Raw genomic sequence first — 24,756 nt, forward strand, 5'->3', positions numbered from 1 at the left:
GACCCGTTAGTCAAGTGGTTAAGACACCAGCCTTTCACGCTGGTATCGTGGGTTCAAATCCCGCACGGGTCACTTTTATGGAGGATTAGCTCAGTTGGGAGAGCATCTGCCTTACAAGCAGGAGGTCACAGGTTCGAGCCCTGTATCCTCCATTCACAACGAAAGTTGTGTTTGGTAATTTAATAAAACCCATATAATCGCAATGGCTCGGTAGCTCAGTTGGTAGAGCAACGGATTGAAGCTCCGTGTGTCGGCGGTTCGATTCCGTCCCGCGCCACTTTATGGGGGAGTAGCGAAGTCTGGTTAAACGCGACGGTCTGTAAAACCGTTCCTTCGGGTTCGGTGGTTCGAATCCACTCTCCCCCATTTTATAGGGATATAGTTAAACGGTATAACTACGGTCTCCAAAACCGTCGTTGTGGGTTCGATTCCTACTATCCCTGCTTTTATGAATTTTTTGGCGGTATTGGTGAAGTTTGGTTAACACACCGGTTTGTGGGTCCGGCACGCGTGGGTTCAAATCCCACATACCGCCCTTTGTTAAAAGGGTTTCCTTTTAACGTTAACTATTTGGTGGTATAGCCAAGTGGTAAGGCAGAGGTCTGCAAAACCTTTATCATCGGTTCAAATCCGATTACCACCTTTTAGTTACTAACTAATACTTAATATTTTGCCTCTGTGGCGGAATTGGCAGACGCGCTGGACTCAAAATCCAGTTCCCGTTGAGGGAGTGTGGGTTCGACCCCCACCGGAGGCATATTTTGACTGAGTAAATGGTATTAGTTGGTAAGCAATTTAGCAGGAGAAAGTTTATATTAAACTTTCTCCTGCTTTTATTTTATTGCTATTTTGAAAGCGCTATAATTAATGCTGAGAGTACCTTAATATTGAAATAAAGCTGGGTGGAAAATGGAAAGGGCATATACTAAAAATTATGCTGTAGATAAGATGACAAAGTTAGGGTTAACTTCTGTTGGAAGATCAGATACATTAGCAGGTCACAAGTATGGGCCAGCAGTCCGTCCTTATTATTTAATTCATTTTATTCTGTCCGGATCAGGGATATTTAAGGTTAATAATATATCATATCACCTTCATGCTGGTCAGGGCTTTCTAATTGAACCAAATTTTCGGACATTTTACATTGCAGATAATCAAACTCCTTGGTCATATGTTTGGGTTGGTTTTGCTGGGAGTGATGCGCAAACATTAGTAAAGCAACTCCCAATTTCAGAAGGTTCACCAGTCTTTGATAGTGATAAATCGTATGAAATGGTGGATTGTGTTAATAGAATACTGAAACTTGATAATAAGTCTTTAGCCAATAAACTTTATGGACTAAGCTGTTTATTGCGTTTTCTTAGTTATGTTTCTGCTGGGACAAACGGGAAAGTAAGTATTAAGGGATCACAACAAAATGACTATGTAAAGCAAGCTATTCAATATATTAGCCAACATTTAGAAACAGTTTCTGTTGATCAGCTCGCACGAGTTACTAATATTAATCGAAGCTATCTTAGTGATTTATTTAAGCGAGAATTAGATTTAACACCTAGTGAGTATATCCGAAATTTTCGAATTACAAAGGCAAGGCATTTATTAGAATCATCAAACATTAGTATTGATCAGGTAGCAGAACAATGCGGGTATGAATTGACAAATACGTTTACACGGTTATTCAAACGTGCTTATGGAATTAGTCCTCGTAAGTATCGTCAGCAAAGTCAAAGAATAAAAGAATGAGAAAAGTTATTTTACAATACAAAAAGCGACTCTAAACTCCGTATCATTCGAACTTTAGAGCCGCTTTTTCTATGCAATAGTTTTAATGGATTCATTATGATTGAGAAGTGGTTCAGCAATATTACTTTTGAACCATTGTGTAAGTGGTCCCATAAATAGGGCAGTAATAATTGTACCTATTCCCAAAGTAACATTGAAAGAGAAACCAACTAAGACGCAGATACTATCCGTGATAATTCGACAATATTTAAATGGTAGTAAGTGAAATTTATAAGCAGCAATAAGTGCAATAGCATCATAAGCTGACACTCCTAGATCAGCTGTAAAGTAGAGTGCAGCAGCTAGACAAGTAAAAACGATTGCAGTAATCATTAGTCCACAGCGAAGAGTTAAATTTAGATGAGGAAAGATATTATCAAGAATTGAACGCATCGTATCTGCGGCGATCCCTGTTAAAAAGAGGTTAATAATGGTTGCGATCCCAATATAGTGGCGACGAAGGATAAAAACAAGAAAAAGAAGGAACGCGGTAAGGATAAGGTAGAAAGTAGAATAGGTGGAATTAAAAAGGTTAGCAATTCCTGTTACTAAACACGTGAATGGATCAACACCGAGATTTGCTTTTTGAAGCATGCCAACACAGATTCCACAAAGCAATACACCACAAAAAGCCATAGTAATTTTTTTAAATTGATACAATTATTTCACCCCTATGTAAAAACGTTTATCGTTTATTTTGTTTTCGTTTTTATCGTAGCGCTTTCATATGTGAGATACCGTGAAATTAGTTGTTAAAATAATGCAAAATGTTAGAAATAAATGGGTCAAGGATTATAAATTACAAAAGCGATCAAGCATAATGTTTACTTGATCGCTAGAAGAATTTAATCCCGATTCTCAATAAAATGCCAAACAAAAAAGCCAATTCCGATGATTAATGCGAGCCAGCCCCAAAGCTGAAGGAAAAGATAAATCTTAAACATCAGCATGGCGATAATCCAACTAATAATCATCATTCCTAAGCAGATACTATCACCAACCATATTATCAATCCGGAATGTGCAAAGATAAAGAATTCCGGAAGCTAGATATAGTACTGCAATCACGATTTCGGCAGTCATACTGAATATTCGTGCAGAAGCATCAGGGTTTGCAGCAGCGGTAAAGAGTGCTTGTAAGAAGATAACAATTGCAAGAATAATCATAATGATCCCAACAATTATTTTAGTATATTTCATAACGACACCTCCTTATAAATATATTAATATTTAAAATGGCGATTATAAAACGATCTAACCTAAAATATTATAAGAAGTCTGTTCGTGTCTTATAGATTAAATTAAATATGAATTATTTTTCATATGTTTAGCGGTGCTAATTTTAATTTTGCTGATTTATCCATTGATAATATATGCGAAGGAAAAATTACTAATTATTATTGATTAAATTGGTTAAAGGGTAGTAGGAGTAGCGTTTAATTTTTATCATCTTTAACGTTCTTGCTTTTATTTACTTGAAATCACAATAAGTAGTGGCTAAGTTATAATTGCATCTACATATTGGGGTGGAGAAGTCAAGGTTTCACTTTATTTTTTTCGATAGTATGATAACAATCGTTAATATCAAAAAAGGGGACTGGAGCAATGGAAATAAAGTTAATGAAAGATGCAAGCCTACAAGACCTTACTAATGTTAAGGTTATTAAGCGTGATGGTTCAGAAACACCTTTTTATGCTTATAAGATTGACTTAGTGCTGAGAGAATTAAGCGCTGATGATGAGACAAAGAAAGCCGTGTATAAGGCACTTCTTTCTTTTGTTAATCAACAATCAATTTCGACTAGAGAAATTGCACAAGCATTTATTGATGGCTTGAAGAAAGCAGACAAAGATGTACTAGCTCAAAAGTATATTGATTACCGTCGTCAGGATGAACGAAAATTTGCGGAAGCAACCGATCCCCAATATAAGCTTAACCAATTATTTGACCGAAATTCGCGGGTGGTTCACGAGAATGCCAATAAGGATAGTCATGTGTTCAATACTCAGCGGGAGCTGGAAGCTGGAGTTGTTAGCCGTGCTCTCGGTTTGCGGATGTTGCCTAAGCTAGTAGCTAAGGCTCATTTACGGGGTGATATTCACTGGCATGACTTAGACTATTCACCCGTTACGCCAGAAACTAATTGCTGTTTAATCGATTTTGATGAGATGTTTAAGAATGGTTTTAAGATCGGAAACGCTTGGGTTTCTTCACCACGTTCTATTCAGACGGCAACTGCTCAAATGTCACAGATTATTGCTAACGTTGCTTCATTACAGTATGGTGGTTGTTCAGCCAACCGAATTGATCAATTATTAGAACCATATGCTAAATTAAATTACCAAAAGCATATGAAGGATGCTGAAGAATGGATTGCTCCTGAAAAGCGGGAAGGCTTTGCCCGCGCTAAGACTAAAAAGGATATTTATGATGCAATGCAAGCATTGGAGTATGAAATTAATACTCTTTATTCAAGTCAAGGACAAACACCGTTCACAACAATTAACTTTGGATTAGGGACAAGTTGGATTTGTCGTGAGATTCAAAAGGCGATCTTAAAGATCCGGATTAAGGGACTTGGTAAGGAACACCGAACTGCCATCTTTCCAAAGCTGATCTTTACTCTTAAACGGGGACTAAACCTTCAACCTAGTGATCCAAATTATGACATCAAGCAATTAGCTCTTGAATGTTCAACTAAGCGGATGTACCCAGATTTACTGATGTACGATAAAATCAAGGAAATTACTGGAAGTTTTAAGACACCGATGGGATGCCGATCATTCTTACAAGGATGGAAAGATCCGGAAACCGGGAAAGAAGTAAATTCTGGTCGAATGAACCTTGGAGTTGTCACAGTTAACCTTCCCCGGATTGCCCTTGAAGCTCATGGAGACAAGGAACTCTTTTGGCAGATTTTCCAAGAGAAAATGAATATTTGTCATACTGCTTTAAAGTACCGAATTGCACGGACAAAGCAGGCTAAACCGGAAAATGCTCCACTCCTCTACATGTACGGGGCATTTGGAAAACGACTAAAGCGGACTGATAGCGTTGACAAAGTTTTCAAAAATAGTCGAGCAACTGTTTCTTTAGGCTATATTGGTCTATATGAAGTTTGCACTACGTTCTATGGGACAAATTGGGAACATAACCAGGAAGCCCATGACTTCGCTGTTTCAATTGCTAAGGCAATGCACGATCTTTGTGCTAAGTGGGAAAGTGAAGAAGGTTACCACTATAGTCTTTATTCAACCCCAGCGGAATCATTGACTGATACTTTCTGCCAGGATGATCTTAAGAAGTTTGGCCGGGTTGAAGATGTTACGGATAAGGAATACTACACTAATAGTTTCCACTACGATGTTCGAAAGCACCCAACACCATTTGAAAAGCTGGAATTTGAAGAGGCATTTCCATACCAAGCTGCAGGGGGCTTTATCCACTATTGCGAATATCCGAACCTTCGTCAAAACCCGAAAGCTTTGGAAGCTGTTTGGGACTGGGCATATGATCATGTTGGTTACCTTGGAACAAATACAGCGATTGATCAATGCTTTAAATGTGGTTTTAAAGGTGAATTTGAAGCGACTGCTCGTGGCTTTAAGTGTCCGCAATGTGGTAACCATGATCCAGCCACCTGTGATGTTGTTAAGCGGACCTGTGGTTATCTAGGTAATCCACAACAACGGCCAATGGTTCACGGTCGACATGAGGAAATTATTCACCGGGTAAAACATATGAGTTCTTCAATGATTAAGTCAGCTGCCCAATTTGAGCAAAATCGGCAACTCGACTCAAAGGAAGAACGAGCTGCAATTAACGGTAATCAAATTTAAAGAGGGGTAAAAATGAGAGAAAAAGGGCCACAAAGGTTACCAAAGAATCCACAACCTAAAGAATGGTTGGCAAAGGATCATTCACTTCAATATATTGCTGACTATAAACCATTTAACTTTGTCGATGGTGAAGGGGTACGTTGCAGTGTGTACGTGAGTGGCTGTTTGTTTAACTGTCCGGGTTGCTACAATAAAGCTGCGCAGAATTTTCATTATGGTCAACCATACACTAAGGAACTTGAAGACCAAATAATGGAAGATCTTTCTCAAAGTTATGTTCAGGGATTAACCCTGCTCGGGGGAGAACCTTTCCTGAATACTCAGGTTTGTTTGAAGTTAATTCACCGGTTGAGGAAAGAGTTTGGTCACACGAAGGATATTTGGTCATGGTCAGGATATACTTGGGAAGAACTTTTAAAGGATTCCGATGATAAATTAGAAATGCTCCATAATATTGATATTTTGGTAGATGGTCGCTTCCTTCTGGCAAAGAAGGATTTAACTTTGCAGTTCCGGGGAAGTTCTAACCAGCGAATTATTGATGTTCCTAAATCATTTGCTAGTGGCAAGGTCGTTATTTGGGATAAGCTAGTTCATTAGTAGGTGAGATTGATGAAAAAGGAATTACTTAAAATTGTCCAGATGGCTAGTCGGGATCAACCGGCGTGGTTGCAAAAGAAGCGGTCATTGGCGTTGATATTGCAAGAACGGTTTTCAAAAGCTGAACAACAGCAGGAATGGTTGACTAAATGGGAAAATCCTTCTTTAGAAATTAATAGTGATGACTCGGCATTAATACATGATGGGGATGACTATGTAGCATTACCGATCAACTTAGCGGTTCAAAAATACCCGGAATTGTTGCAGGAAAACTTAATGGAAAAAGCTGTCCGCTGGCAAGAGAACCAGTTAAATGCGATTCACCTTGCTTTAATGGATGTTGGTCAGTTTATTTATGTACCAGATAATACAGAACTTAAGTCACCACTGGAATTAGGTTTGGTAACTAAGAGCAATAATCCACATAACTTAATAATTGTTGGTGCTGGTGCAAAAGTGTCAGTGGTTGAAGAAAGTAGGTATGAAACAGAGCAACCTATTTATGCTGCAACCGAGATTTTAATGGGGACGGGAGCGCAGGTGAAGTTTTATCAGGACAATCACTACCAAAGTGATTTTACTCGCCAAGCCGTTCATGCTTACCAGGCCCGTGAATCAGTACTAAATATTGAAGGAATAATTCCAGCGGTTAGTCACAACTATAATAGCTTTTATAGTTTCCTTGATGGTTCAAATGCCCACTGGAATGTTAAATTAGCTTCACTTGTTAATAATGAGAGTCAGCGGAAGGTAACTACCCAGGTTGATGGTTATGGTGAAGGAACAAGTGCTGATGTAAAGGAATGGGGATGGAAAACTCCAAACTCTCAATTAGAATGGGGAAGGTTGGCTACTGTTGATGGTGAGCCACTTGAGCTTCATCAACAACGGGTGGTAGCTAGTAATAAGACTCTCTTTATTAATAATATGCCAAGGAATTCAGAAAACTTCTCAAGTGCTCATGACTTTTTTGAGGAATATTTGCCCATAAAGTCGTGGTTAATGGAGCATTGTTAGTTACAGAATAGTTACAAAACCAAGCAAAATAACGTTAAAAGGCTCAGATAGGAATGAATTTTTCCTATTTTGAGCCTTTTAAATACTCTTTTATTACAAAAATAATTTTATAGGTTAACGAAGAGAAAATGGAGGCTAAATGGCGGTAAATTAGGATTTGAAGCGGTTAATATTTGATAGGATAGGAAGACTTTATTACAATAAATTACGAAAATTGGTGAAATTGATAATCTGTAGTAACTGCTATGTAATTTTGATTGTGTATATTAGAAACTGTTGATGAGGTAATCAACAACTTAACAATGATAATTAGAAATTTGAAACAATAATTAAGAAAAGGAAGGTATTTCATTTATATGAATAAGTTATCGAAGAACATCGCTAAAGTTACAGCTGCTGTTGCCGGAGTTGTTGCCTTAGGAACTATCGCAACTACCACAACCGCTAACGCCGACTCAATTTACACGGTGCAAAGCGGTGACACCTTATCAGAAATTTCATATAAGTTTGGTCATGATTTAACTTTTGTTGATACATTAGCATCAAACAACAACATCGCTAACAAGAACTTAATTTACGTTGGTCAAAAGTTAGTAATCAAGGATGACGGTGAAGTTGCTCCTGCTACTGAAAAGCAAGTTGAAACATTACCTTCAGCTAACACAACAACCCAAAACAACAACCAAACTAGTTCAGCAGCTACTACTAACAGCACAGCTGCCCAAACTCAAACTGCAACCGCAACTACTTCAGCAAGCAATGCTGCAAGTTACAACGGTAACAGTAACTACACTTCCAATGTAGCCGGTAACGATGCCGCCGCTAAGGCTTGGATCGCTGGCCGTGAATCAGGTGGTAACTACGGTGCTACTAACGGTCAATACATTGGTAAGTACCAACTTTCCGCTTCATACTTAAACGGTGACTACTCAGCAGCTAACCAAGAACGAGTAGCTGACCAATACGTAGCCAGTCGTTACGGTTCCTGGAGCCAAGCCCAAGCCTTCTGGCAATCACACGGTTGGTACTAAAATGGAGTGTGAGCCCGTATAAAACTCACGGTTGATAATAATTTCTCCCGGCAGTGGTGCTTTAACACCGCTGTCGGGAGTTTGTTATCTCTAAGGAATTTTCTGCGAATAATTTAGCCATATGGTAGTTCTTTGCTATAATAATAACCATAATTTTCAAATAGTTTGGGAGTACAAAATGCTATTTAAATCAAAGAACGATCAAGGAGCAATTGAACGGGCACAAAAAATGTACGGTGCAGGAATTAATCGTGGCCTTGCAGGATTTGTTGCTCAGGGACGAAAAAAGAAGAAGCCGGTAACATCAACAGATGATGAGATTGTGTTAACCACGACAGAGAATATTCCAGAAAACAATTATCGGATTATTGGAATGGCTTTTGGAACTGCAGCTGATCACCAACAAGCAGTTAAAGTTTTAAGAAAAAACGCTCAGAAAATTGGTGCAGATGTTATAGTATCAATGCGCTTTGACTCTAATAATTCAACTGTCACTGCTTACGGAACGGCTGTGAAATTAAAATGAGAATACTCATTGAAAAGGGCCAAAGTTTAGCGATGCTAGACCTTGGCCCTTCTTTATATGGAAGTATTAATTTTGTGTTTCCCATGGCTTATTTGTACTGATTAAATTAATGAGCTGCGTTTGTTTCTTTCGTGTTTCTTTTCGATGCTTTCTCCGGGTTTCATAACCAGCGATCATTGCTTTTTGCTCAGCACTTTGGGGAACTATCTGATCGTATTGAATTGACTTATTTGGATCTTGAATTACAAAGGTAATGAAGCATGAAAAGCCAACGAACCTTTCACCAGTTTTAAGGTGTTCACCAATAACTTTAACAAAAATTTCGAGTGACCGGTGTCCAAGCCCAGTAACGTAGGCTTCCATACACATTGAATCTTGGAGATGGAATGGTTGGAAAAATTGGAGGTGATCCATTGTTGCAGTAACGACTGTGGAACGAGTTACTCGCATTGCAGCAACGGAAGCTTCACCATCAACTAATTCAAGGATTCGTCCACCAAACACTGTTCCATGTTCGTTTAAATCAGCATTAAGAACCCGGTGGAGAGAAACGGCTAAAGTATCATTACAATTTATCTTCATTATTTACAGCTCCTTAAATTTATTCCTTATCATTTATTTTATCACAGTTAAGAAATCGCTTTCTTTGAGACGTTAAACTCATTATTGTAAAAATGAAAAAATATTAATATCTTTTTCATCTTTTTCTTAAAAGTTATATTATAATGGAGACACATAGAGATGAAAGGATGAGATCAATGTCAAAAGATAGTCAGATTATTGATACTAAGTCACTATACGTAAACCCTGAGCGGGGAGTGGCTACCTTAAATTACAGTCAAAACTACTTTACTGATATTCCTTCATTAATTAATAGTGATGAAGTAAAGCATATTGTTAAATTATACTTGGATTCACGTAATCCAGATAATGATGACGATGCCTTTGATAATGCTAGTGTTGACAAGTTTATTGATGTATTGAAAAAGATCCTTGTAGATGATGACAGTGCTTTTGATGAATACGATCCAAAAGATATTCTAGAGAGTGTCGAAGAATTATATTCATATTACCGTTCATTATTGCGGGTATCCGTTATTAATTACAATGATAACAAGATTGTTGGAAATGAATTCCGGACAATTGATACTCAATTTAACGATCTGGTACGGAAGCTTTACCGGATTCTTGAGGAAAAACTTCAAGGCTTTGAAAATCGGACATACCGGCAAGTTAATGCGGCAACTAACGCTACCATTTTAGTTCAACAGCATAATTGGCAAATCCCTGCTGGTTATGAAGAATTACGCGACATTGATTTCATCAATACTGTAATGCTTCGGCCACCAATGATGATGCACACAAAGAGTAACAAACGTGAAGGAGTCTTTTCTGCCGTTAGTGAGAACCCAGTAGATCGTTTCCATGGAGAACGGGGAAAGTGGTACTGCTACCCAGCAAAGATTGGGGAAAGTCTCGCCTTTATCTACTTCAACGTTGACTACCTTGTAAACGGAATTGCTCTTTCTAACCTTTTTGAATTGGCTTCACCTGAAGAAATTGAAGGACAAAAGCCAGACTTGGTTGTTCTCTTTGGCCTTGAAAAGACAGAAGGCATGGTTTCACACTACTACCATGATGAAAAGAACAATATTTGGATCGGTGAAGTTCCATATACTGATAAGACCACATACTTTGGTTACATGAAGAAGATGTGCTTAACCCTGCACAACCTTCACCAAATCTATAATGGTCGTTTACCAATTCACGGTTCAATGTTAAAGATTAAGTTTACTAATGGTAAAGAAAAGAACGTTGTCTTCTTTGGTGATTCAGGTGCCGGAAAGTCTGAATCAATTGAAGCATTACAAGAATTAGCTGATGACAAGATTGTCAGCATGGAAACCATTTTTGATGATATGGGAAGCTTCACCCTTACTGATGATGGTCATATCTATGCTCAAGGGACAGAAACCGGTGCCTTTGTTCGTCTAGATGATTTAAGCAGTGCGGTTGCATTTAATAACATGGACCGGGGTGTATACTTGAATCCAGAACGAAAGAATGCCCGGGTTATTATTCCTGCTGATACTTACCAGAACGTTATTAAGCACCACCACATTGATATGTGGCTCTATGCTAATAACTACAGCGATGAAGTAGGTATTCACCGCTTTGATACTAAGGAAGAAGCTGAAAAGGTCTTTGTTGCTGGTCAACGGAAGGCCCTTGGAACAACTGATGAAGTTGGGATGAGCAAGACCTTCTTTGCTAACCCATTTGGTCCAGTACAAGAACCAGAAAAGACTAAGCCAATTATCGATAAGGTCTTCACTGAATTATTCGATAAGGGTGTTTATGTTGGTGAAATCTTTACCCACCTTGGTAATGATAAGTCTAAGGATGCATTGAAAGAATCTGCCTCAGAATTACTTGATGTTTTAATGAACGACTAATTTAAAGTTACAAAAGCTTCAATTTTTGCAATAGTCCTGTAACATTTCGATGCTACAGGACTTTTTTGAGCTTAAAATTAAAAACTTTAACAAAAATTAGTAAAAATCAAGAGATATTTAAATGGTTTTCGAAATAGGGAAGGAAAAGTTTAGGGTGAGCGAAGAACGTTGATTTATCAATGATTATCTAGTTAATAGCAATGAATATATAAGAAAAATACGTATATTTGTTACAAAAAATTACAATTATGGCGGAATTTGAAAAGTCATGGTAACCGGTCCGTAACGATGACCCTGTATAGTATATAAGCGTTGATGATATATAAAACATCATTTTCCAAAACAATTAACATCATATTACTTACAAACTTACAAGAGAAAAGGATGGATTGATTTTTTTATGAAGTTATCTAAGAAAGCAGCTAAGATTACAGCAGCCATTGCCGGTGCCGTCGCTTTAGGTACTGTCGCTACTGCAACCACCGCTAACGCCGACAGTATCTACACTGTTCAAGCAGGCGATACCCTTTCTGGGATTTCTTACAAATTAGGTCATGATTTAACTTTCGTTGATACCTTGGCTTCAAACAACAACATTGCTAACAAGGACTTAATTTACGTTGGTCAAAAGTTAGTAATCAAGGATGACGGTGAAGTTGCTCCTGCTACTGAAAAGCAAGTTGAAACATTACCTTCAGCTAACACAACAACCCAAAACAACAACCAAACTAGTTCAGCAGCTACTACTAACAGCACAGCTGCCCAAACTCAAACTGCAACCGCAACTACTTCAGCAAGCAATGCTGCAAGTTACAACGGTAACAGTAACTACACTTCCAATGTAGCCGGTAACGATGCCGCCGCTAAGGCTTGGATCGCTGGCCGTGAATCAGGTGGTAACTACGGTGCTACTAACGGTCAATACATTGGTAAGTACCAACTTTCCGCTTCATACTTAAACGGTGACTACTCAGCAGCTAACCAAGAACGAGTAGCTGACCAATACGTAGCCAGTCGTTACGGTTCCTGGAGCCAAGCCCAAGCCTTCTGGCAATCACACGGTTGGTACTAAAATGGAGTGTGAGCCCGTATAAAACTCACGGTTGATAACAATTTCTCCCGGCAGTGGTGCTTTAACACCGCTGTCGGGAGTTTGTTGTCTCTAAGGATTCTTTCCTTGACGCAGTAGCTGAGTGATTTCTGTCACCAACAAGTTGGTAGCCAGAAACCTACTCATCTTTGCGTGGGTTCACAAACGAAATTGATCAATCAATTTCTGGTTTGCTCCAACGTTTCAGTAATGTTGACTAATAAATTAAACTCGTTTTAGGGGGATAGAAAGCATCTAAAACGAGTTTATTTCTTTTTAAATAATATCACCCGATAAATAACTAAAGGCTGCATTTTTAAATGTAATCTGTTATAATCGTGAATGAAGTAACATTATAAAGATGTGAACCAGATTATATTTTAGTCTAGGAGGCAATAATAATGAAGATTGCTATCATTGGATGTACTCATGCTGGAACAATTACAGCTAATCAAGTGTTAACTAATCACCCGGATGCTGAAGTTACTATTTACGAAAAAAATAATAATATTTCATTTTTATCATGTGGGATTGCTACTTATCTTGGCGGTGTCACAAAGAATATTGATGATATGTTCTACTCAAGTCCAGAAACATTGAGTAAGTTAGGTGCTTCCGTAAAGCTAGAACATGAAGTTACTAGCGTTGATCTTAAGAATAAGTCATTAACTGTTAAGGATTTAAATAGCAGTGATGTAACAGAAGATCACTATGATAAATTAGTGGTAACTACTGGTTCTTGGCCGCTTATTCCTGACCTCCCTGGTATTCATAACCCAAATGTTTACTTATGTAAGAATTATAATCATGCTAAGAAATTATTTGAGGTAGCAAAGGACGCTAAAAATGTTGTTGTTATTGGTGGGGGCTATATTGGTGTTGAGTTGGTAGAAGCCTACAGTAAGCAAAATAAGAATGTTACTTTGATTGATGGTAATGATCGTTTGCTTAGTAAGTACTATGATCAAAAGTACACTGATATTGTTACTAAGGATTTTGAAAAGCATAATGTTAAGTTAGCTTTTGATGAATTAGTTGCTGGATTTGAAGAGGGCGCTGATGGTGGTGTCGTTGTTAAGACCAACCGTGGTAGTTATTCTGCCGATATGGCAATCTTATGTATTGGATTCCGGCCTAACACTAGCCTCTTTAAAGGACAATTAGAATTTAATGCAGATGGTTCAATTAAAACCAATGCTTACATGCAAACTTCTAATCCAGATGTATATGGTGCCGGAGATGCAGTAGCAGTTCACTATAATCCTACTAATAAGGAAGCATATGTACCGTTGGCTACTAATGCTGTTCGGCAAGGGGTAATTGCTGGAACAAACCTTTTTGGTAACACGATGACCTATATGGGAACTCAATCAACATCAGGGTTGCAACTCTATGATCACGCGATGTCTTCAACTGGGATGACACTGGAAAGTGCTAAAGCAGCCGGCTTCGATGCTGATGCTGTAACCTTTGAAGATAATTATCGTCCAGAATTTATGCCGACTAATGCGAAAGTCATTGGGACTGTTGTTTGGGATCGGAGTAATAACCAAATTCTAGGTGCTCAATTCATGAGTACTTATGATATTTCAATGTATGCTAACGCGGTTTCCGTAATGATTCAAAATCGGAACACGATTAACTTTATGGCAATGGTTGATATGCTTTTCCAACCTAACTTTGACCGTCCGTTTAACTTTATTAACCTTCTCGGCCAACAAGCAGTAGCTAAGGCAACCAAATAGTTTATTAACTAAATAAGAGCGTGATGGGAACCAGTAGTGGTTCTCACCATGCTTTTTATTTTGCTCCTAATCTTTTCCTCCATAATTAAATGAAACTGGTAAAATAGGTAATTGACATCATGATATTGTGTTTGATTAGGGAGTGAACACTAGATATGGAAACTTTACAGATAAAAAATCTTCATGTTGTAGTTGAAGATGAAGAAACTCACCAGCAAAAAGAGATCCTTAAGGGAGTCAATCTCAAAATGCAAACTGGGGAAATTCACGCTATTATGGGACCAAACGGGACAGGAAAGTCAACGTTATCACAGACTATTATGGGACATCCCAATTATCACGTTACCCAAGGCGATATTTTATTAGATAATCAAAGTATTCTTGAAATGCCTGTTGATGAGCGAGCACGAAAAGGACTGTTTTTAGCGATGCAGTATCCCGCGGAGATTCAAGGAGTAACCAATGCCGAATTCCTTCGTGCAGCAATTAATGCTCGTCGGCCGAAAGATAATCAAATTTCGGTCATGGAGTTTCTCCAAGAGCTGGATGAAAAGCTTCAACTATTAGATATGAAGGAATCAATGATAGAACGCTACCTTAATGAAGGCTTTTCTGGTGGCGAAAAGAAACGGAACGAGATTCTCCAATTATTGATAATTAAGCCCCATTTTGCGATCTTGGATGAGATTGATTCGGGACTAGATATTGATGCATTAAAGGTTGTTTCACGTGGGGTTAATTCCATGCGGAGTAATAATTTTGGGGCATTAATTATTACCCACTACCAACGGCTACTAAAGTATATTGTTCCAGATACGGTTCACGTAATGATGGATGGTCGAATTGTAAAGAATGGTGGGCCTGAATTAGCACAGAAATTAGAAGCAGAAGGGTATGCTGGCTTACGCGATGAATTAGGTTTAAAGATTAACCTGGTTGATGAGGATAACTAAGGAGACAGCGATTTATGGATTTTGATTATTCACAGCTTAAAGCCCAGTTTCAAAAAATGTTGGTGGAAAATGATGAGCCCGTTGAGTTGGTTCGCTTTCGTCAAGAATCTTTAGCTAAGTTAAAAACAACCCAATTTCCGAGAATTACTAAATTTGACTTTAAGCATTGGCCATTTATTTCTAACCATGTTCACTTTTTTCAGTTATCAAGCCTAATTGAACATCAGAACGACAAAGATCAAATAGAGGTAAGAGTTGATTCAAAAAATATTATTACTACTGTTCCAAATTCAGTAAAGGAGCAAGGAATAATTATTACCGATCTCTTTTCAGCAATTAAAAGCGATCCCCAGATAGTAAAAAAATACTTATCAAAAGTAATTTCTCCAGATGAAGATTTCCTCTCTGCATACCATGCAGCCCTTATCAACCAAGGAATATTTATTTATATTCCCCAAAATGTTGAATTGACCTCACCTATCCACTTAACCGTTAATTTCGATCAGCAAGAAAAAATGACGACTAATTTTCACCTGCTAATTATCGCGGGGAAGAACAGTCGTTTTCAAATTATCGATCACTTGGTTTCAGATAAAAAACAAACTAATCCTTTGACTAATTTTACAGAGATTGTCGCGGGAACAAATAGTGAAATTAATTTTTCATCCCTTGATCATTTGGCACAGTCAGATCCTGTTTACTACCAATATCGAGCAGCAGTTAAGGATTACGCTAAAGTTAATTGGTCGATTGGATTAATGAATCAGTGTGATACTGCTGGTGAGATTGACTCGGAATTAATTGGTGAAGGTGCTTTTGCTAATTCGCAATTAATCGCCTTAACTACAGCTAACCAGCAATTAGGGATTAATAACCGGGTTACTAACCGTAGTCCCCATTCACAAGGACTAATTAATCAGCGAGGAGTTGCTCTTGGTAATTCGCGGCTAATCTTTAATGGAATTGGTCAAATTATTCATGGTGCTCATGGCTCAACTGCAGAGCAACAAAACCGCTTATTGATGATGTCGCCTCAGGCGGTGGGGGATGCAAACCCAATCTTGTTAATTGATGAAAATGATGTCGAAGCTGGACATGCAGCAAGCGTCGGCGAAATTAATCAAGAACAGCTTTACTACCTTTTAAGTCGGGGTATTCCGAAGAAACAAGCACAGCGGATGGTCATTCGTGGCTTCTTAAGTGCGGTCATTACATCAATCTCCGATCGGAATATTCGTCAAGAGATGATTGAAATTTTAGAAAGGAAGTTAAGAGAAAATGACTGATTGGGAGCGAGTTCGTGATGATTTTCCGGAATTGCAGCAAACGATGAATGATGAACGTCTTGCTTACCTTGATAATGCGGCAACAAGTCTGAAACCGACAGCAGTGGTTAATCGCTTAGTAAATTTTTATCAACAGGAAAATACTAATGTCCATCGGGGGACTTACCAGTTATCTTTTGAAGCGACTGAACGCTATGAACGCTCCCGTGAACTTGTTAAAGAGTTTATTCATGCTCAGGATCAACGTGAAATTATTTTTACCCGGGGGACAACTGAAAGCCTTAATTTAGTTGCGGCTACCTATGGGGAACAGAATGTTCGACCTGGAGATGAAATTGTTATTTCCTTAGCTGAACATCATAGTAATTTAATCCCTTGGCAGCAATTGGCAATCAAAAAGCATGCGACATTAAAGTACATCAAGCTGAATCCAGATGGTCAAATTGATCTTGATGATGTGCAGCAAAAGATTACTCCCAAAACAAAAATTGTTGCGGTGACCCATGTTGGTAATGTCCTGGGCAACCTAAGTCCAGTAAAAAAATTAGCTAGATTAGCTCATCAACATGGAGCGATCATAGTTGTTGATGGGGCTCAGGCAGTTTTGCATTTACCAGTGGATGTTCAAGCATTATCTGCTGATTTTTATGCTTTTTCGGGCCACAAAATGCTTGGACCGACCGGGATTGGCGTCCTTTATGGCAAGCAATCATTACTTGAACAGATGCCTCCCTACCAATTTGGTGGTGAGATGATTGAAGATGTCCAGCTTTACCACAGTGATTGGGATCAAATTCCACATAAGTTTGAAGCTGGAACACCAAATATCGCTGGTGCTCTTGGCCTTGCGAGTGCAATTAAGTATTTACAAAAAATCGGGATGAAAAGTATCCAGACAAGGGATGAAGAACTAATGGCTTATTTGTTACCGAAACTAGAGGCAATTTTGGGAGTGAAGGTTTATGGATCAGAAAATCCTTCTCAACATATTGGCGTTGCTTCATTTAATATCGGTGACCTTCATCCCCACGACGTTGCAACAGCTCTTGACATGGAAGGAGTAGCCGTCCGGGCTGGTCACCATTGTGCTGAACCACTTGTTCATTCATTAGGGGTAAATTCTACGGTTCGTGCTAGTTTGGCATTCTATAATAACCAGGAAGACTGTGATCAGTTACTTAAGGCAATTGAAGAAACAAAGGAGTTCTTTAACGGTGGGCTTAGATAAATTAAATCAACTGTACCGGGCAGTAATTTTAGAACATGCTGCTAACCCACATCATTATTACGTAGTTCCGGATGCTACAAACGAAAAAACACTTCATAATACTACTTGTGGTGACACGGTTAATGTTAGTCTCCACCTGGATTCAAATAACCGGATAACCGCGATTGGCTTTGCTGGCCAGGGATGTACGATTAGCCAGGCTTCTGCAAGTATGTTAACTGATGTAATGTTGGGTAAAAGTAAGGATGAGGCGTTAGCAATTGCAAAAATCTTTTCTGATGAAGCAATTGGAAAGAAACATTCGAAAGAAGAATTAACAGAGTTGGGGGATGCTCGGGTTTTAACGCAAATTATGGAATTCCCTGCACGGATTAAGTGTGCAACTTTAGCTTGGTGGGCACTTCAGCGCGCATTACTAACGGAGCCAGGAAAGGAAGATCACAGTGACTGATGTAAAGAATGTTCTTGGTAATCAGGACTATCAGTATGGCTTTCATGATAATGTTGAGCCACTTTATTCAACCGGTCGTGGTTTAACAGAAGCCACGGTTCGAAAAATTTCTGCTGAAAAACATGAACCGCAATGGATGCTCGATTACCGACTAAGGGCATTTCACTTATACAAGAAAATGCCAATGCCTAAATTTGGTCCGGATTTATCTGGCCTGGATTTAGACAATATGTTGTATTACCAGAAAATGACCGATAAAAAGTACCGGGATTGGAAAGATGTCCCAGAGGATCTTAAAAGGACCTTTGACCGCTTAGGTGTCCCTGAAGCAGAAAGAAAGTATTTAGCAGGATCGGCTGCCCAGTACGAGTCAGAAGTGGTTTATCATAACATGAAACAGCAATTTGCTAAACAAGGGATTATCTTTACTGATACTGATTCGGCCTTGCAAAAGTACCCAGACCTTTTCAAAAAGTGGTTTGGAAAATTAGTTAAACCAGCTGACAATAAGTTTGCGGCGTTAAACGCGGCTGTATGGTCTGGAGGCTCTTTTATTTATGTGCCAAAAGGGGTTAAGGTTAAGACACCGATCCAGGCATACTTCCGTTTAAATGCAGAGAATACGGGACAATTTGAACGAACCTTGATTATTGTTGATGAAGGGGCAAGCGTTGATTATGTTGAGGGATGTACCGCACCAAATTATTCTTCAGATAGTCTTCACGCTGCCGTGGTCGAGGTGAATGTTTTAAAAAACGCCTATTGTCGGTATACCACTATTCAAAATTGGTCAAAAAATGTTTATAGTTTAGAGACAAAACGAGCGGCTGCGGACGAGAACGCAACGATGGAGTGGGTTGATGGTAACCTTGGTTCGAAGGTGACAATGAAATATCCAAGTGTTTACTTGAATGGTCAGGGTGCTCGAGGAACAATGTTGTCAATCGCTGTTGCTAGTGACCATATTCATCAGGATTCAGGGGCCCGGATAATTCATAATGCGCCGAATACGTCTAGTTCAATTGTTTCTAAGTCAATTGCGCGGACAGGTGGTTCCACTGATTATCGGGGGAATATTCGATTTACGGAAAAAGCAAATGGCTCAAAGGCCCATGTTGAGTGTGACACGATTATTATGGATGACCAGTCATCGTCGGATACGATCCCGATCAATGAGATTAATAACTCGGATGTGACAATGGAGCATGAGGCAAAGGTATCAAAGATTTCAGCTGAAAAACTTTATTACTTGATGAGTCGAGGCATTAGCGAACGAAAAGCAACGGAAATGATCATTATGGGATTTGTGGAGCCCTTTACGAAGAAACTACCCATGGAATATGCAGTTGAATTAAACCGCTTAATTAGTTTTGAGATGGAAGGATCGATTGGTTAATATAATGGATAAACAACTTTCTGCTAATGAACAAGCTGTTATGACAGCATTGAAAAAGGTCATTGACCCAGAATTAGGAATTGATTTAGTTAACCTTGGCCTAATTTATGGAGTAGATGTTGATGATGATGGCAACTGTATTGTTACAATGACGTTGACAACGATGGGCTGTCCGATTAGTGATGTCCTATATGCAATGATTAAGAAGGCGGTTTTGGGTACTCCCCAAATTGAAACTTGTAAGATTAACCTTGTCTGGGAGCCTGCCTGGACTCCAGATAAAATGAGTCGTTTTGCTCGAATCGCATTAGGAGTCCGCTTCTAAATTGGAATAATAATAAAAGCTTCAAGAGTGAAAAATATTAAACTCTTGAAGCTTTTTACGTTTAAATTGTTGCTAACGGTTGTTTTGTTGTGGGTTTTGGAAATGCTTTAGCAAGAGCCTCAAGTTCATCAGAGGTAAAACTGATGTTGAGCGCTTCCGCATTCTCTTTTGCATGAACTGGACTAGCGGCCTTAGGAATAGCTAAGGTGTGGTGATCACGGATAGTCCATGCCAACATTATTTGGTATACGGTTACATGGTGGTTATGAGCCATTTCTTTGATGAGTGGATGATCAGTTAGTTTTCCTGAAATAGTATCCCCCTGTGAAAGTGGCGAATAAGCAATCAATGGCATTCCCGCCTGATGCATTAATGGCAAAAGATCATACTCGATTCCACGTTCATCTAGGTTATAAAGATTTTCATTTGCTAGGCAATCCGTACCATTAGGGAGTGACCATAGTTCTTTAATATCGGCTGTATCAAAGTTTGAAACACCCCAATGACGAATTTTTCCTTTTTCTTGCATTTTGGTTAATTCTTCAACTGTTTCGGCAAGTGGAACAGTTCCGCGCCAATGAAGGAGGTAAAGGTCAAAATAATCTGTTTGCATCAATCGAAGACTACGATCCAAACTATTTTCCAATTTTGCATGGCTAGCATTTCCTGGGAGGACCTTATCAATTAAAAAAAGATTTTCGCGAGAGTAGGGTGCTAGAGCTTCAGCGGTTATTCTTTCTGAACGCCCTTGACCATACATTTCCGCAGTGTCAATTACTGTTGCCCCAGCATCGACTGCTGTTCGGATCGCTTTTACCTCTTCATCATGCTTAGTTGGATCTTCACCGATGTTCCAAGTTCCAACACCAATTGCTGGTACGGTTATTTGACCTAATTTTATTGTACTCATAAAATCCCTCCTTAAGTTCTTACAATTTGATCCTAACATTCTTTCTAATTAAATACATCTGATTGATATATGATCATAATTTCATATAAGACAAATTTAAAATGCTTATTTCTTGGTTAGGGTTAAAGGATCACTTAGAATACAGGTAAGCCCTTTGATAGCGAAATTAATCACCAACGGTAAATTATTTTTAGCACTCTCCTGTTAAGAGTGCTAAAAATGGTTGCACTTTTACCGTAAGTGATTAAGATAAGAAGTGTAATCAAGTTCAAGTTAACGGAAAGGAAGCTTTATTTATGGCTCACGATTTAACACGTCGGAATAACTTTTTGGATAACATGCTGAACATGCGGAATTTGATGAATGATGATTTCTTCTCAGACTTCACGCCGGTCGTAGATCACATGAAGACTGATATTGAAGAAAATGATAAGCAATACAAGGTTAAGATTGATATGCCAGGATTTGATAAGAAGGACATTCATATTAGTTATTCAAATAACATCTTAACCATTACTGGACACCGTGACACGCTTGATGACGAGTCCGATAAGGAAGGTCACCTTCTTCATAGCGAACGGCGTTATGGACAAATGAGTCGTCAATATCGATTACCAGATGTTGAACGGAAGGACATTACCGCTCACTATGAAAATGGTGTTCTTTCACTTATCTTGCCAAAGAAGCAAGCAGAGAGTGATGATGATACCCGGATTGAAATTGATTAATTAAGATAGAGCGAAAAGAACGAAGCTGGGAATTAACCCCCTCGAGAGCCTGGTTGGCTAACCTAGAACGATGAATGATGATGAAATCATCAAAATCGTTCGTAGCCAAATAGGCTTGCTCCGCTGCGTTAGACTCTAAGACTCTGGTTACGACGCATAGCTAGCCTTTAGGATTCCCGCGATTAGACCCTATAAGTTCGGAGACTATCAGTAACGGATTGAGGCCGGGAAAAAACATTTTGTTTTTTCTCGGCCTCGTAGTTCCACAACCTGAAAGCAAAATATCAAAGCAAAGATAGCGGAAGTCATTTTTTAATCCGGACTCGAAGTCCCTGGGGCCATGATCGATTTTGGATCTATCTTTAGGGTAACAAAAAAGTTCAGAACGATTATTTTCGTTCTGAACTAATCTTAGGTTGCTTTATTTGATCTAATTGAATGCTTGAATAACCTTTAATACACCAAAGACAATCAAGAAAACAGAAACAATCCAAACAACTGTTAATGCTGAAACAATTGGACTGAAGAGGAGAACTACACCCAGGATGATTCCTAAGATACTGAAGACAATTGTTAACCAGTAGTAGCCCCCGCTAATCCCCTTGAATAGCCGACCAACAGATAATTCCATTGCGGAATCGATAATGAACCACGCAGCAAAAATAATTGCAATGTAGAGGGTTCCAAATCCAGGATGGAAGATAAAGATGATTCCCAAAACAACATTTAGGGCACCGAGGACAACAACCCAAGCGGAGTTCTCATGAAGTGAGCGCAAAAAGCGCCGCCGAATTGTTAATTCAAAAATCCCATCAAAGATAAAGACAACACCGATAATTACAGATAATAATTGCAAGGTTCGATCTGGTTTTGAAAATGAAATGAATCCACCAAGAATAAATAGAATTCCAACAAAAAAGCTGAACCAATCGAACCGCCGATGAGAAATATTGTTCATAGCTCATAGCTCCTTTCACTAATAACTTAATCATACCGCAAATTTGCGAACAATGGTTGTTTGAACATACTATGTTGTAAATACAAAAAGAAAGACTGGACTAAAGATCAGAAACTAAATCCTTTAGAGTCCAGTCATTCAGGTTAAATGTGTTCCCTAATACCATTTTTGAAGTCTTTATCGATTTCTTTGAGAATTGGTAAAAGGTAGTTGATATATTCATGATATGCTTCAATTGGCTTCATGTCTTTACCATTAGCTTGAATTAATGCAATGGCAATATCATGGGCCCGTTGTTCGTTTGAAATCATTGATAATCACCTCATTAGTAATAGTGTACCAAACTTTTCTATGATAGGAAAAAAGGTTGAATTATTTTATCAATAACACCACGATCAAATAATTTTAAACCGTAAAAACCAATGATACCACCCAGGGTATTAGTAATAATGTCATCGATGTCGGCAACTCGGCCAATTTGAAAAAGGAAGTCGCAGACAAATTGGTTTCCTTCAATAAAAAGGCTAAACAGTAAACTTAAACAGGAAACAACTACAAAGGGACTTTTCCGGCCAATCAGGTATAAGAGAATACCTAATGGAATTGTCATAATAATATTTAAAAACCATTCTAAATCAAGTTGCTGGAATGGGATGAGATTGTAGGGAACTCCATGAAAATACCGTAAATTACGGTCGGCACTAATAAAGCTAAAACTAATTGGAGTTAAACAGAGGCGAAGAATAATCACAAAATAGCAGAAGCAGGCGAAGACCGTTAAGCACTTGCTAAATTGCCGGTAGCGAGAAAAAGCATCAATCGTGATGATAATTGTAACGACTAAATATGTACAAAATGGAAGCCAGTGTAACAAATTTATTCCCTCTCTTCACAAAAAATGGTATACAATAAACTTTCGGACAAACTATTTTCCATTATTAAATAAAAGGTTATAAAAAGATAGTTTGTCAATAACTTTTAAGAGAAATTTTAAGGAGAATTGAACTACATTGGCAAAGCAAAATAAAATGAAGCGTAGCCTGAAAAGCCGCCATATCCAACTAATGGCATTGGGAGGAACGATCGGGACTGGTCTGTTTCTTGGTTCTGGTCAAGCAATTCACTCGGCTGGCCCAGCAATCCTATTAGCCTATATTATTACTGGAATTGTCTGCTTTTGGATTATGCGGGCACTCGGGGAACTACTAATGTCAGATCTAAATTACCGATCATTCGTCGATGCAATTCGCGTTTACTTGGGCCCACGAGTAAGTTTTATTACTGGCTGGGCTTATTGGGCATGTTGGATTGCATTAGCGATGGCGGAAATTACAGCAATTGGAATGTACTTCCAATTATGGCTTCCTGGTGTTTCTCAATGGATCCCAGGGTTGTTAACCTTGATTGTCCTCCTATGTATTAACCTAATCACTGTAAGTGCGTTTGGTGAATTACAATTTTGGTTTGCCTTAATTAAAATTCTTGCAATTGCGCTCTTGGTCCTTGTTGGTATCGGAATGATGCTAATTAGTTTTAAGAGTAAGGGCGGATATGTTGCTTCACCAATTAACTTGGTTAATAATGGGGGCTTTTTTGCTGCCGGCGCAAAGGGTTTCATTCTTTCCTTTCAAATGGTTGTCTTTGCCTTTGTCGGGATTGAAATGGTCGGGATGACAGCTGCTGAAGCAGAAAATCCCCGGCACGTTATTCCCCGGGCAATAAATGCTATTCCATTCCAAATCCTCTTATTTTATGTTGCTGCCTTGGCAGTGATTATGTGTATTTATCCTTGGGACCGGTTAGCACCTTCAAAAAGTCCTTTTGTAATGGTCTTTAATGATATTGGGTTACGCGGTGCTGCTAGTTTGATTAACTTTGTCGTTGTTACAGCGGCTGCCTCAGCATGTAATAGTTCTCTCTATACAACAGGTCGGATGCTTGCCGAATTAACGGCAACCTCTCATCGACCAGGAATTAGAAAGATTAGTAAACTATCCCGAAACTCTGTACCGGCGCTTGCTGTTATTATTTCTGCAGGCGTTGTTGCAATTGCTGCAATCCTAAATTTGATAATGCCTGGTGGCGTTTTTACAGTTATTTCAAGTATTGCGACAACTAGTTTTCTTTTTATTTGGGCGACTATTATGGTGACCCATTTAAAATATCTGCGGTCACAACCACAAAAACGGATTTTTAAGGTTCCTGGTGCACCATATACTGATTATCTTGTATTAGCCTTTTTAGGGTTTGTTTTAATTGTCCTTTGTTTGAATAAACAGACACTAGGAGCACTAATATTTACACTAGTATGGTTTGCTATCCTAGCCTTTGCTTCATTATCACAACCTAAGAAATAAAGGCTCTACAATATCTGGTGTTGATATAGAAATTTCACTTTCTATACCAATACCAGATTTTTACGTTTAAACTAAAAA

The 24,756-nt window shown here is 38.7% G+C and carries 24 protein-coding genes and 8 tRNA genes; 25 read left to right on the top strand and 7 right to left on the bottom strand.

Going from position 1 to position 24,756, the window contains the following annotated elements; genetic code table 11:
- The 9 genes from H9564_RS07810 (at position 1) to H9564_RS07850 (ending at position 1,743) form a co-directional block, all read left to right on the top strand.
- Positions 1-72, top strand: a tRNA-Glu gene (locus tag H9564_RS07810).
- A 7-nt stretch (positions 73-79) separates the two neighbouring features.
- A tRNA-Val gene (locus H9564_RS07815) sits at positions 80-152 on the top strand.
- Positions 153-204: 52 nt separating this feature from the next.
- A tRNA-Phe gene (locus H9564_RS07820) sits at positions 205-277 on the top strand.
- Between the two features lie 6 nt (positions 278-283).
- Positions 284-366: transfer RNA gene (locus H9564_RS07825), tRNA-Tyr, on the top strand.
- Between the two features lie 6 nt (positions 367-372).
- A tRNA-Trp gene (locus tag H9564_RS07830) sits at positions 373-443 on the top strand.
- A gap of 17 nt (positions 444-460) precedes the next feature.
- Positions 461-535: transfer RNA gene (locus tag H9564_RS07835), tRNA-His, on the top strand.
- A 37-nt stretch (positions 536-572) separates the two neighbouring features.
- A tRNA-Cys gene (locus H9564_RS07840) sits at positions 573-643 on the top strand.
- A 29-nt stretch (positions 644-672) separates the two neighbouring features.
- Positions 673-757 (top strand) — tRNA-Leu (locus H9564_RS07845).
- A 152-nt stretch (positions 758-909) separates the two neighbouring features.
- Entirely contained in the window at positions 910-1,743 is an 834-nt protein-coding gene (locus H9564_RS07850; protein WP_191684919.1) for an AraC family transcriptional regulator, read from the top strand.
- A gap of 69 nt (positions 1,744-1,812) precedes the next feature.
- Here H9564_RS07850 and H9564_RS07855 read toward each other — a convergent pair whose 3' ends face one another.
- Together H9564_RS07855 and H9564_RS07860 are read right to left on the bottom strand one after the other, a co-directional pair.
- Positions 1,813-2,442, bottom strand: coding sequence for a YczE/YyaS/YitT family protein (locus H9564_RS07855; RefSeq protein ID WP_225209619.1), 630 nt, complete (start codon positions 2,440-2,442; stop codon positions 1,813-1,815).
- Between the two features lie 185 nt (positions 2,443-2,627).
- The gene (locus H9564_RS07860) at positions 2,628-2,981 is read right to left on the bottom strand and encodes a hypothetical protein (protein ID WP_191684921.1); all 354 of its coding nucleotides are present in this window, start codon (positions 2,979-2,981) and stop codon (positions 2,628-2,630) included.
- 405 nt (positions 2,982-3,386) lie between these two features.
- Here H9564_RS07860 and nrdD point away from each other — a divergent pair, with 405 nt between their 5' ends.
- The 5 genes from nrdD (at position 3,387) to H9564_RS09370 (ending at position 8,795) form a co-directional block, all read left to right on the top strand.
- Positions 3,387-5,621: an anaerobic ribonucleoside-triphosphate reductase gene (gene nrdD, locus H9564_RS07865; RefSeq protein ID WP_191684923.1), complete on the top strand. Its 2,235-nt coding sequence runs from the start codon at positions 3,387-3,389 to the stop codon at positions 5,619-5,621.
- A gap of 12 nt (positions 5,622-5,633) precedes the next feature.
- Positions 5,634-6,221, top strand: coding sequence for an anaerobic ribonucleoside-triphosphate reductase activating protein (nrdG, locus tag H9564_RS07870; protein ID WP_191684924.1), 588 nt, complete (start codon positions 5,634-5,636; stop codon positions 6,219-6,221).
- A gap of 12 nt (positions 6,222-6,233) precedes the next feature.
- A complete protein-coding gene (locus H9564_RS07875) occupies positions 6,234-7,238 on the top strand; it encodes a SufD family Fe-S cluster assembly protein (RefSeq protein ID WP_191684926.1) in 1,005 nt (334 codons plus the stop codon).
- Positions 7,239-7,594: 356 nt separating this feature from the next.
- A complete protein-coding gene (gene apf / locus H9564_RS07880; RefSeq protein WP_191684927.1) occupies positions 7,595-8,269 on the top strand; it encodes an aggregation-promoting factor in 675 nt (224 codons plus the stop codon).
- Positions 8,270-8,447: 178 nt separating this feature from the next.
- Positions 8,448-8,795, top strand: a complete 348-nt coding sequence (locus tag H9564_RS09370) for a heavy metal-binding domain-containing protein (protein ID WP_404804695.1) — start codon at positions 8,448-8,450, stop codon at positions 8,793-8,795.
- Positions 8,796-8,861: 66 nt separating this feature from the next.
- Here the strand turns inward: H9564_RS09370 and H9564_RS07890 are convergent, their stop codons facing one another.
- Positions 8,862-9,380, bottom strand: coding sequence for an acyl-CoA thioesterase (locus H9564_RS07890; RefSeq protein ID WP_191684957.1), 519 nt, complete (start codon positions 9,378-9,380; stop codon positions 8,862-8,864).
- Between the two features lie 173 nt (positions 9,381-9,553).
- Between H9564_RS07890 and H9564_RS07895 the strand changes: the two genes are divergently transcribed.
- The 9 genes from H9564_RS07895 (at position 9,554) to H9564_RS07935 (ending at position 19,725) form a co-directional block, all read left to right on the top strand.
- Positions 9,554-11,251 carry a phosphoenolpyruvate carboxykinase gene (locus H9564_RS07895; RefSeq protein ID WP_191684929.1) on the top strand — a complete coding sequence of 566 codons (1,698 nt, stop codon included), beginning with the start codon at positions 9,554-9,556 and terminating at the stop codon, positions 11,249-11,251.
- A gap of 400 nt (positions 11,252-11,651) precedes the next feature.
- The gene (gene apf / locus H9564_RS07900) at positions 11,652-12,323 is read left to right on the top strand and encodes an aggregation-promoting factor (protein ID WP_191684931.1); all 672 of its coding nucleotides are present in this window, start codon (positions 11,652-11,654) and stop codon (positions 12,321-12,323) included.
- A 419-nt stretch (positions 12,324-12,742) separates the two neighbouring features.
- On the top strand, positions 12,743-14,086 hold the full coding sequence (locus H9564_RS07905) for an FAD-dependent oxidoreductase (RefSeq protein WP_191684933.1): 1,344 nt from the start codon (positions 12,743-12,745) through the stop codon (positions 14,084-14,086).
- A gap of 155 nt (positions 14,087-14,241) precedes the next feature.
- Positions 14,242-15,039, top strand: coding sequence for a Fe-S cluster assembly ATPase SufC (gene sufC / locus H9564_RS07910; protein WP_191684934.1), 798 nt, complete (start codon positions 14,242-14,244; stop codon positions 15,037-15,039).
- A gap of 14 nt (positions 15,040-15,053) precedes the next feature.
- A complete protein-coding gene (sufD, locus tag H9564_RS07915) occupies positions 15,054-16,325 on the top strand; it encodes a Fe-S cluster assembly protein SufD (protein ID WP_191684936.1) in 1,272 nt (423 codons plus the stop codon).
- A complete protein-coding gene (locus H9564_RS07920) occupies positions 16,318-17,553 on the top strand; it encodes an aminotransferase class V-fold PLP-dependent enzyme (RefSeq protein WP_191684938.1) in 1,236 nt (411 codons plus the stop codon). The genes sufD and H9564_RS07920 overlap by 8 nt, the downstream gene beginning before the upstream one ends.
- A complete protein-coding gene (gene sufU, locus H9564_RS07925) occupies positions 17,540-18,004 on the top strand; it encodes a Fe-S cluster assembly sulfur transfer protein SufU (RefSeq protein ID WP_191684940.1) in 465 nt (154 codons plus the stop codon). The genes H9564_RS07920 and sufU overlap by 14 nt, the downstream gene beginning before the upstream one ends.
- Positions 17,997-19,400: a Fe-S cluster assembly protein SufB gene (gene sufB / locus H9564_RS07930; protein WP_191684942.1), complete on the top strand. Its 1,404-nt coding sequence runs from the start codon at positions 17,997-17,999 to the stop codon at positions 19,398-19,400. The genes sufU and sufB overlap by 8 nt, the downstream gene beginning before the upstream one ends.
- A gap of 4 nt (positions 19,401-19,404) precedes the next feature.
- On the top strand, positions 19,405-19,725 hold the full coding sequence (locus tag H9564_RS07935; protein ID WP_191684944.1) for a metal-sulfur cluster assembly factor: 321 nt from the start codon (positions 19,405-19,407) through the stop codon (positions 19,723-19,725).
- Between the two features lie 61 nt (positions 19,726-19,786).
- Here the strand turns inward: H9564_RS07935 and H9564_RS07940 are convergent, their stop codons facing one another.
- On the bottom strand, positions 19,787-20,635 hold the full coding sequence (locus H9564_RS07940) for an aldo/keto reductase (RefSeq protein WP_191684945.1): 849 nt from the start codon (positions 20,633-20,635) through the stop codon (positions 19,787-19,789).
- Between the two features lie 296 nt (positions 20,636-20,931).
- On the opposite strand from H9564_RS07940, the gene H9564_RS07945 reads away from it, so the two are divergent.
- Positions 20,932-21,363, top strand: a complete 432-nt coding sequence (locus H9564_RS07945; protein ID WP_191684947.1) for an Hsp20/alpha crystallin family protein — start codon at positions 20,932-20,934, stop codon at positions 21,361-21,363.
- Positions 21,364-21,793: 430 nt separating this feature from the next.
- On the opposite strand, the gene H9564_RS07950 is transcribed toward H9564_RS07945, so the two are convergent.
- From H9564_RS07950 to H9564_RS07960, 3 genes are all read right to left on the bottom strand, one after another.
- Positions 21,794-22,321, bottom strand: a complete 528-nt coding sequence (locus H9564_RS07950) for an HdeD family acid-resistance protein (protein ID WP_191684949.1) — start codon at positions 22,319-22,321, stop codon at positions 21,794-21,796.
- Positions 22,322-22,464: 143 nt separating this feature from the next.
- Entirely contained in the window at positions 22,465-22,632 is a 168-nt protein-coding gene (locus H9564_RS07955) for a hypothetical protein (RefSeq protein ID WP_182581706.1), read from the bottom strand.
- 38 nt (positions 22,633-22,670) lie between these two features.
- Positions 22,671-23,195 carry a VanZ family protein gene (locus H9564_RS07960; protein ID WP_191684950.1) on the bottom strand — a complete coding sequence of 175 codons (525 nt, stop codon included), beginning with the start codon at positions 23,193-23,195 and terminating at the stop codon, positions 22,671-22,673.
- A gap of 154 nt (positions 23,196-23,349) precedes the next feature.
- Here H9564_RS07960 and H9564_RS07965 point away from each other — a divergent pair, with 154 nt between their 5' ends.
- Positions 23,350-24,678: an amino acid permease gene (locus H9564_RS07965; protein ID WP_404804696.1), complete on the top strand. Its 1,329-nt coding sequence runs from the start codon at positions 23,350-23,352 to the stop codon at positions 24,676-24,678.
- The last annotated feature ends 78 nt before the right edge of the window (positions 24,679-24,756 follow it).

It is taken from the genome of Limosilactobacillus avistercoris, assembly GCF_014836425.1.
Taxonomy (GTDB): Bacteria; Bacillota; Bacilli; order Lactobacillales; family Lactobacillaceae; genus Limosilactobacillus; species Limosilactobacillus agrestimuris.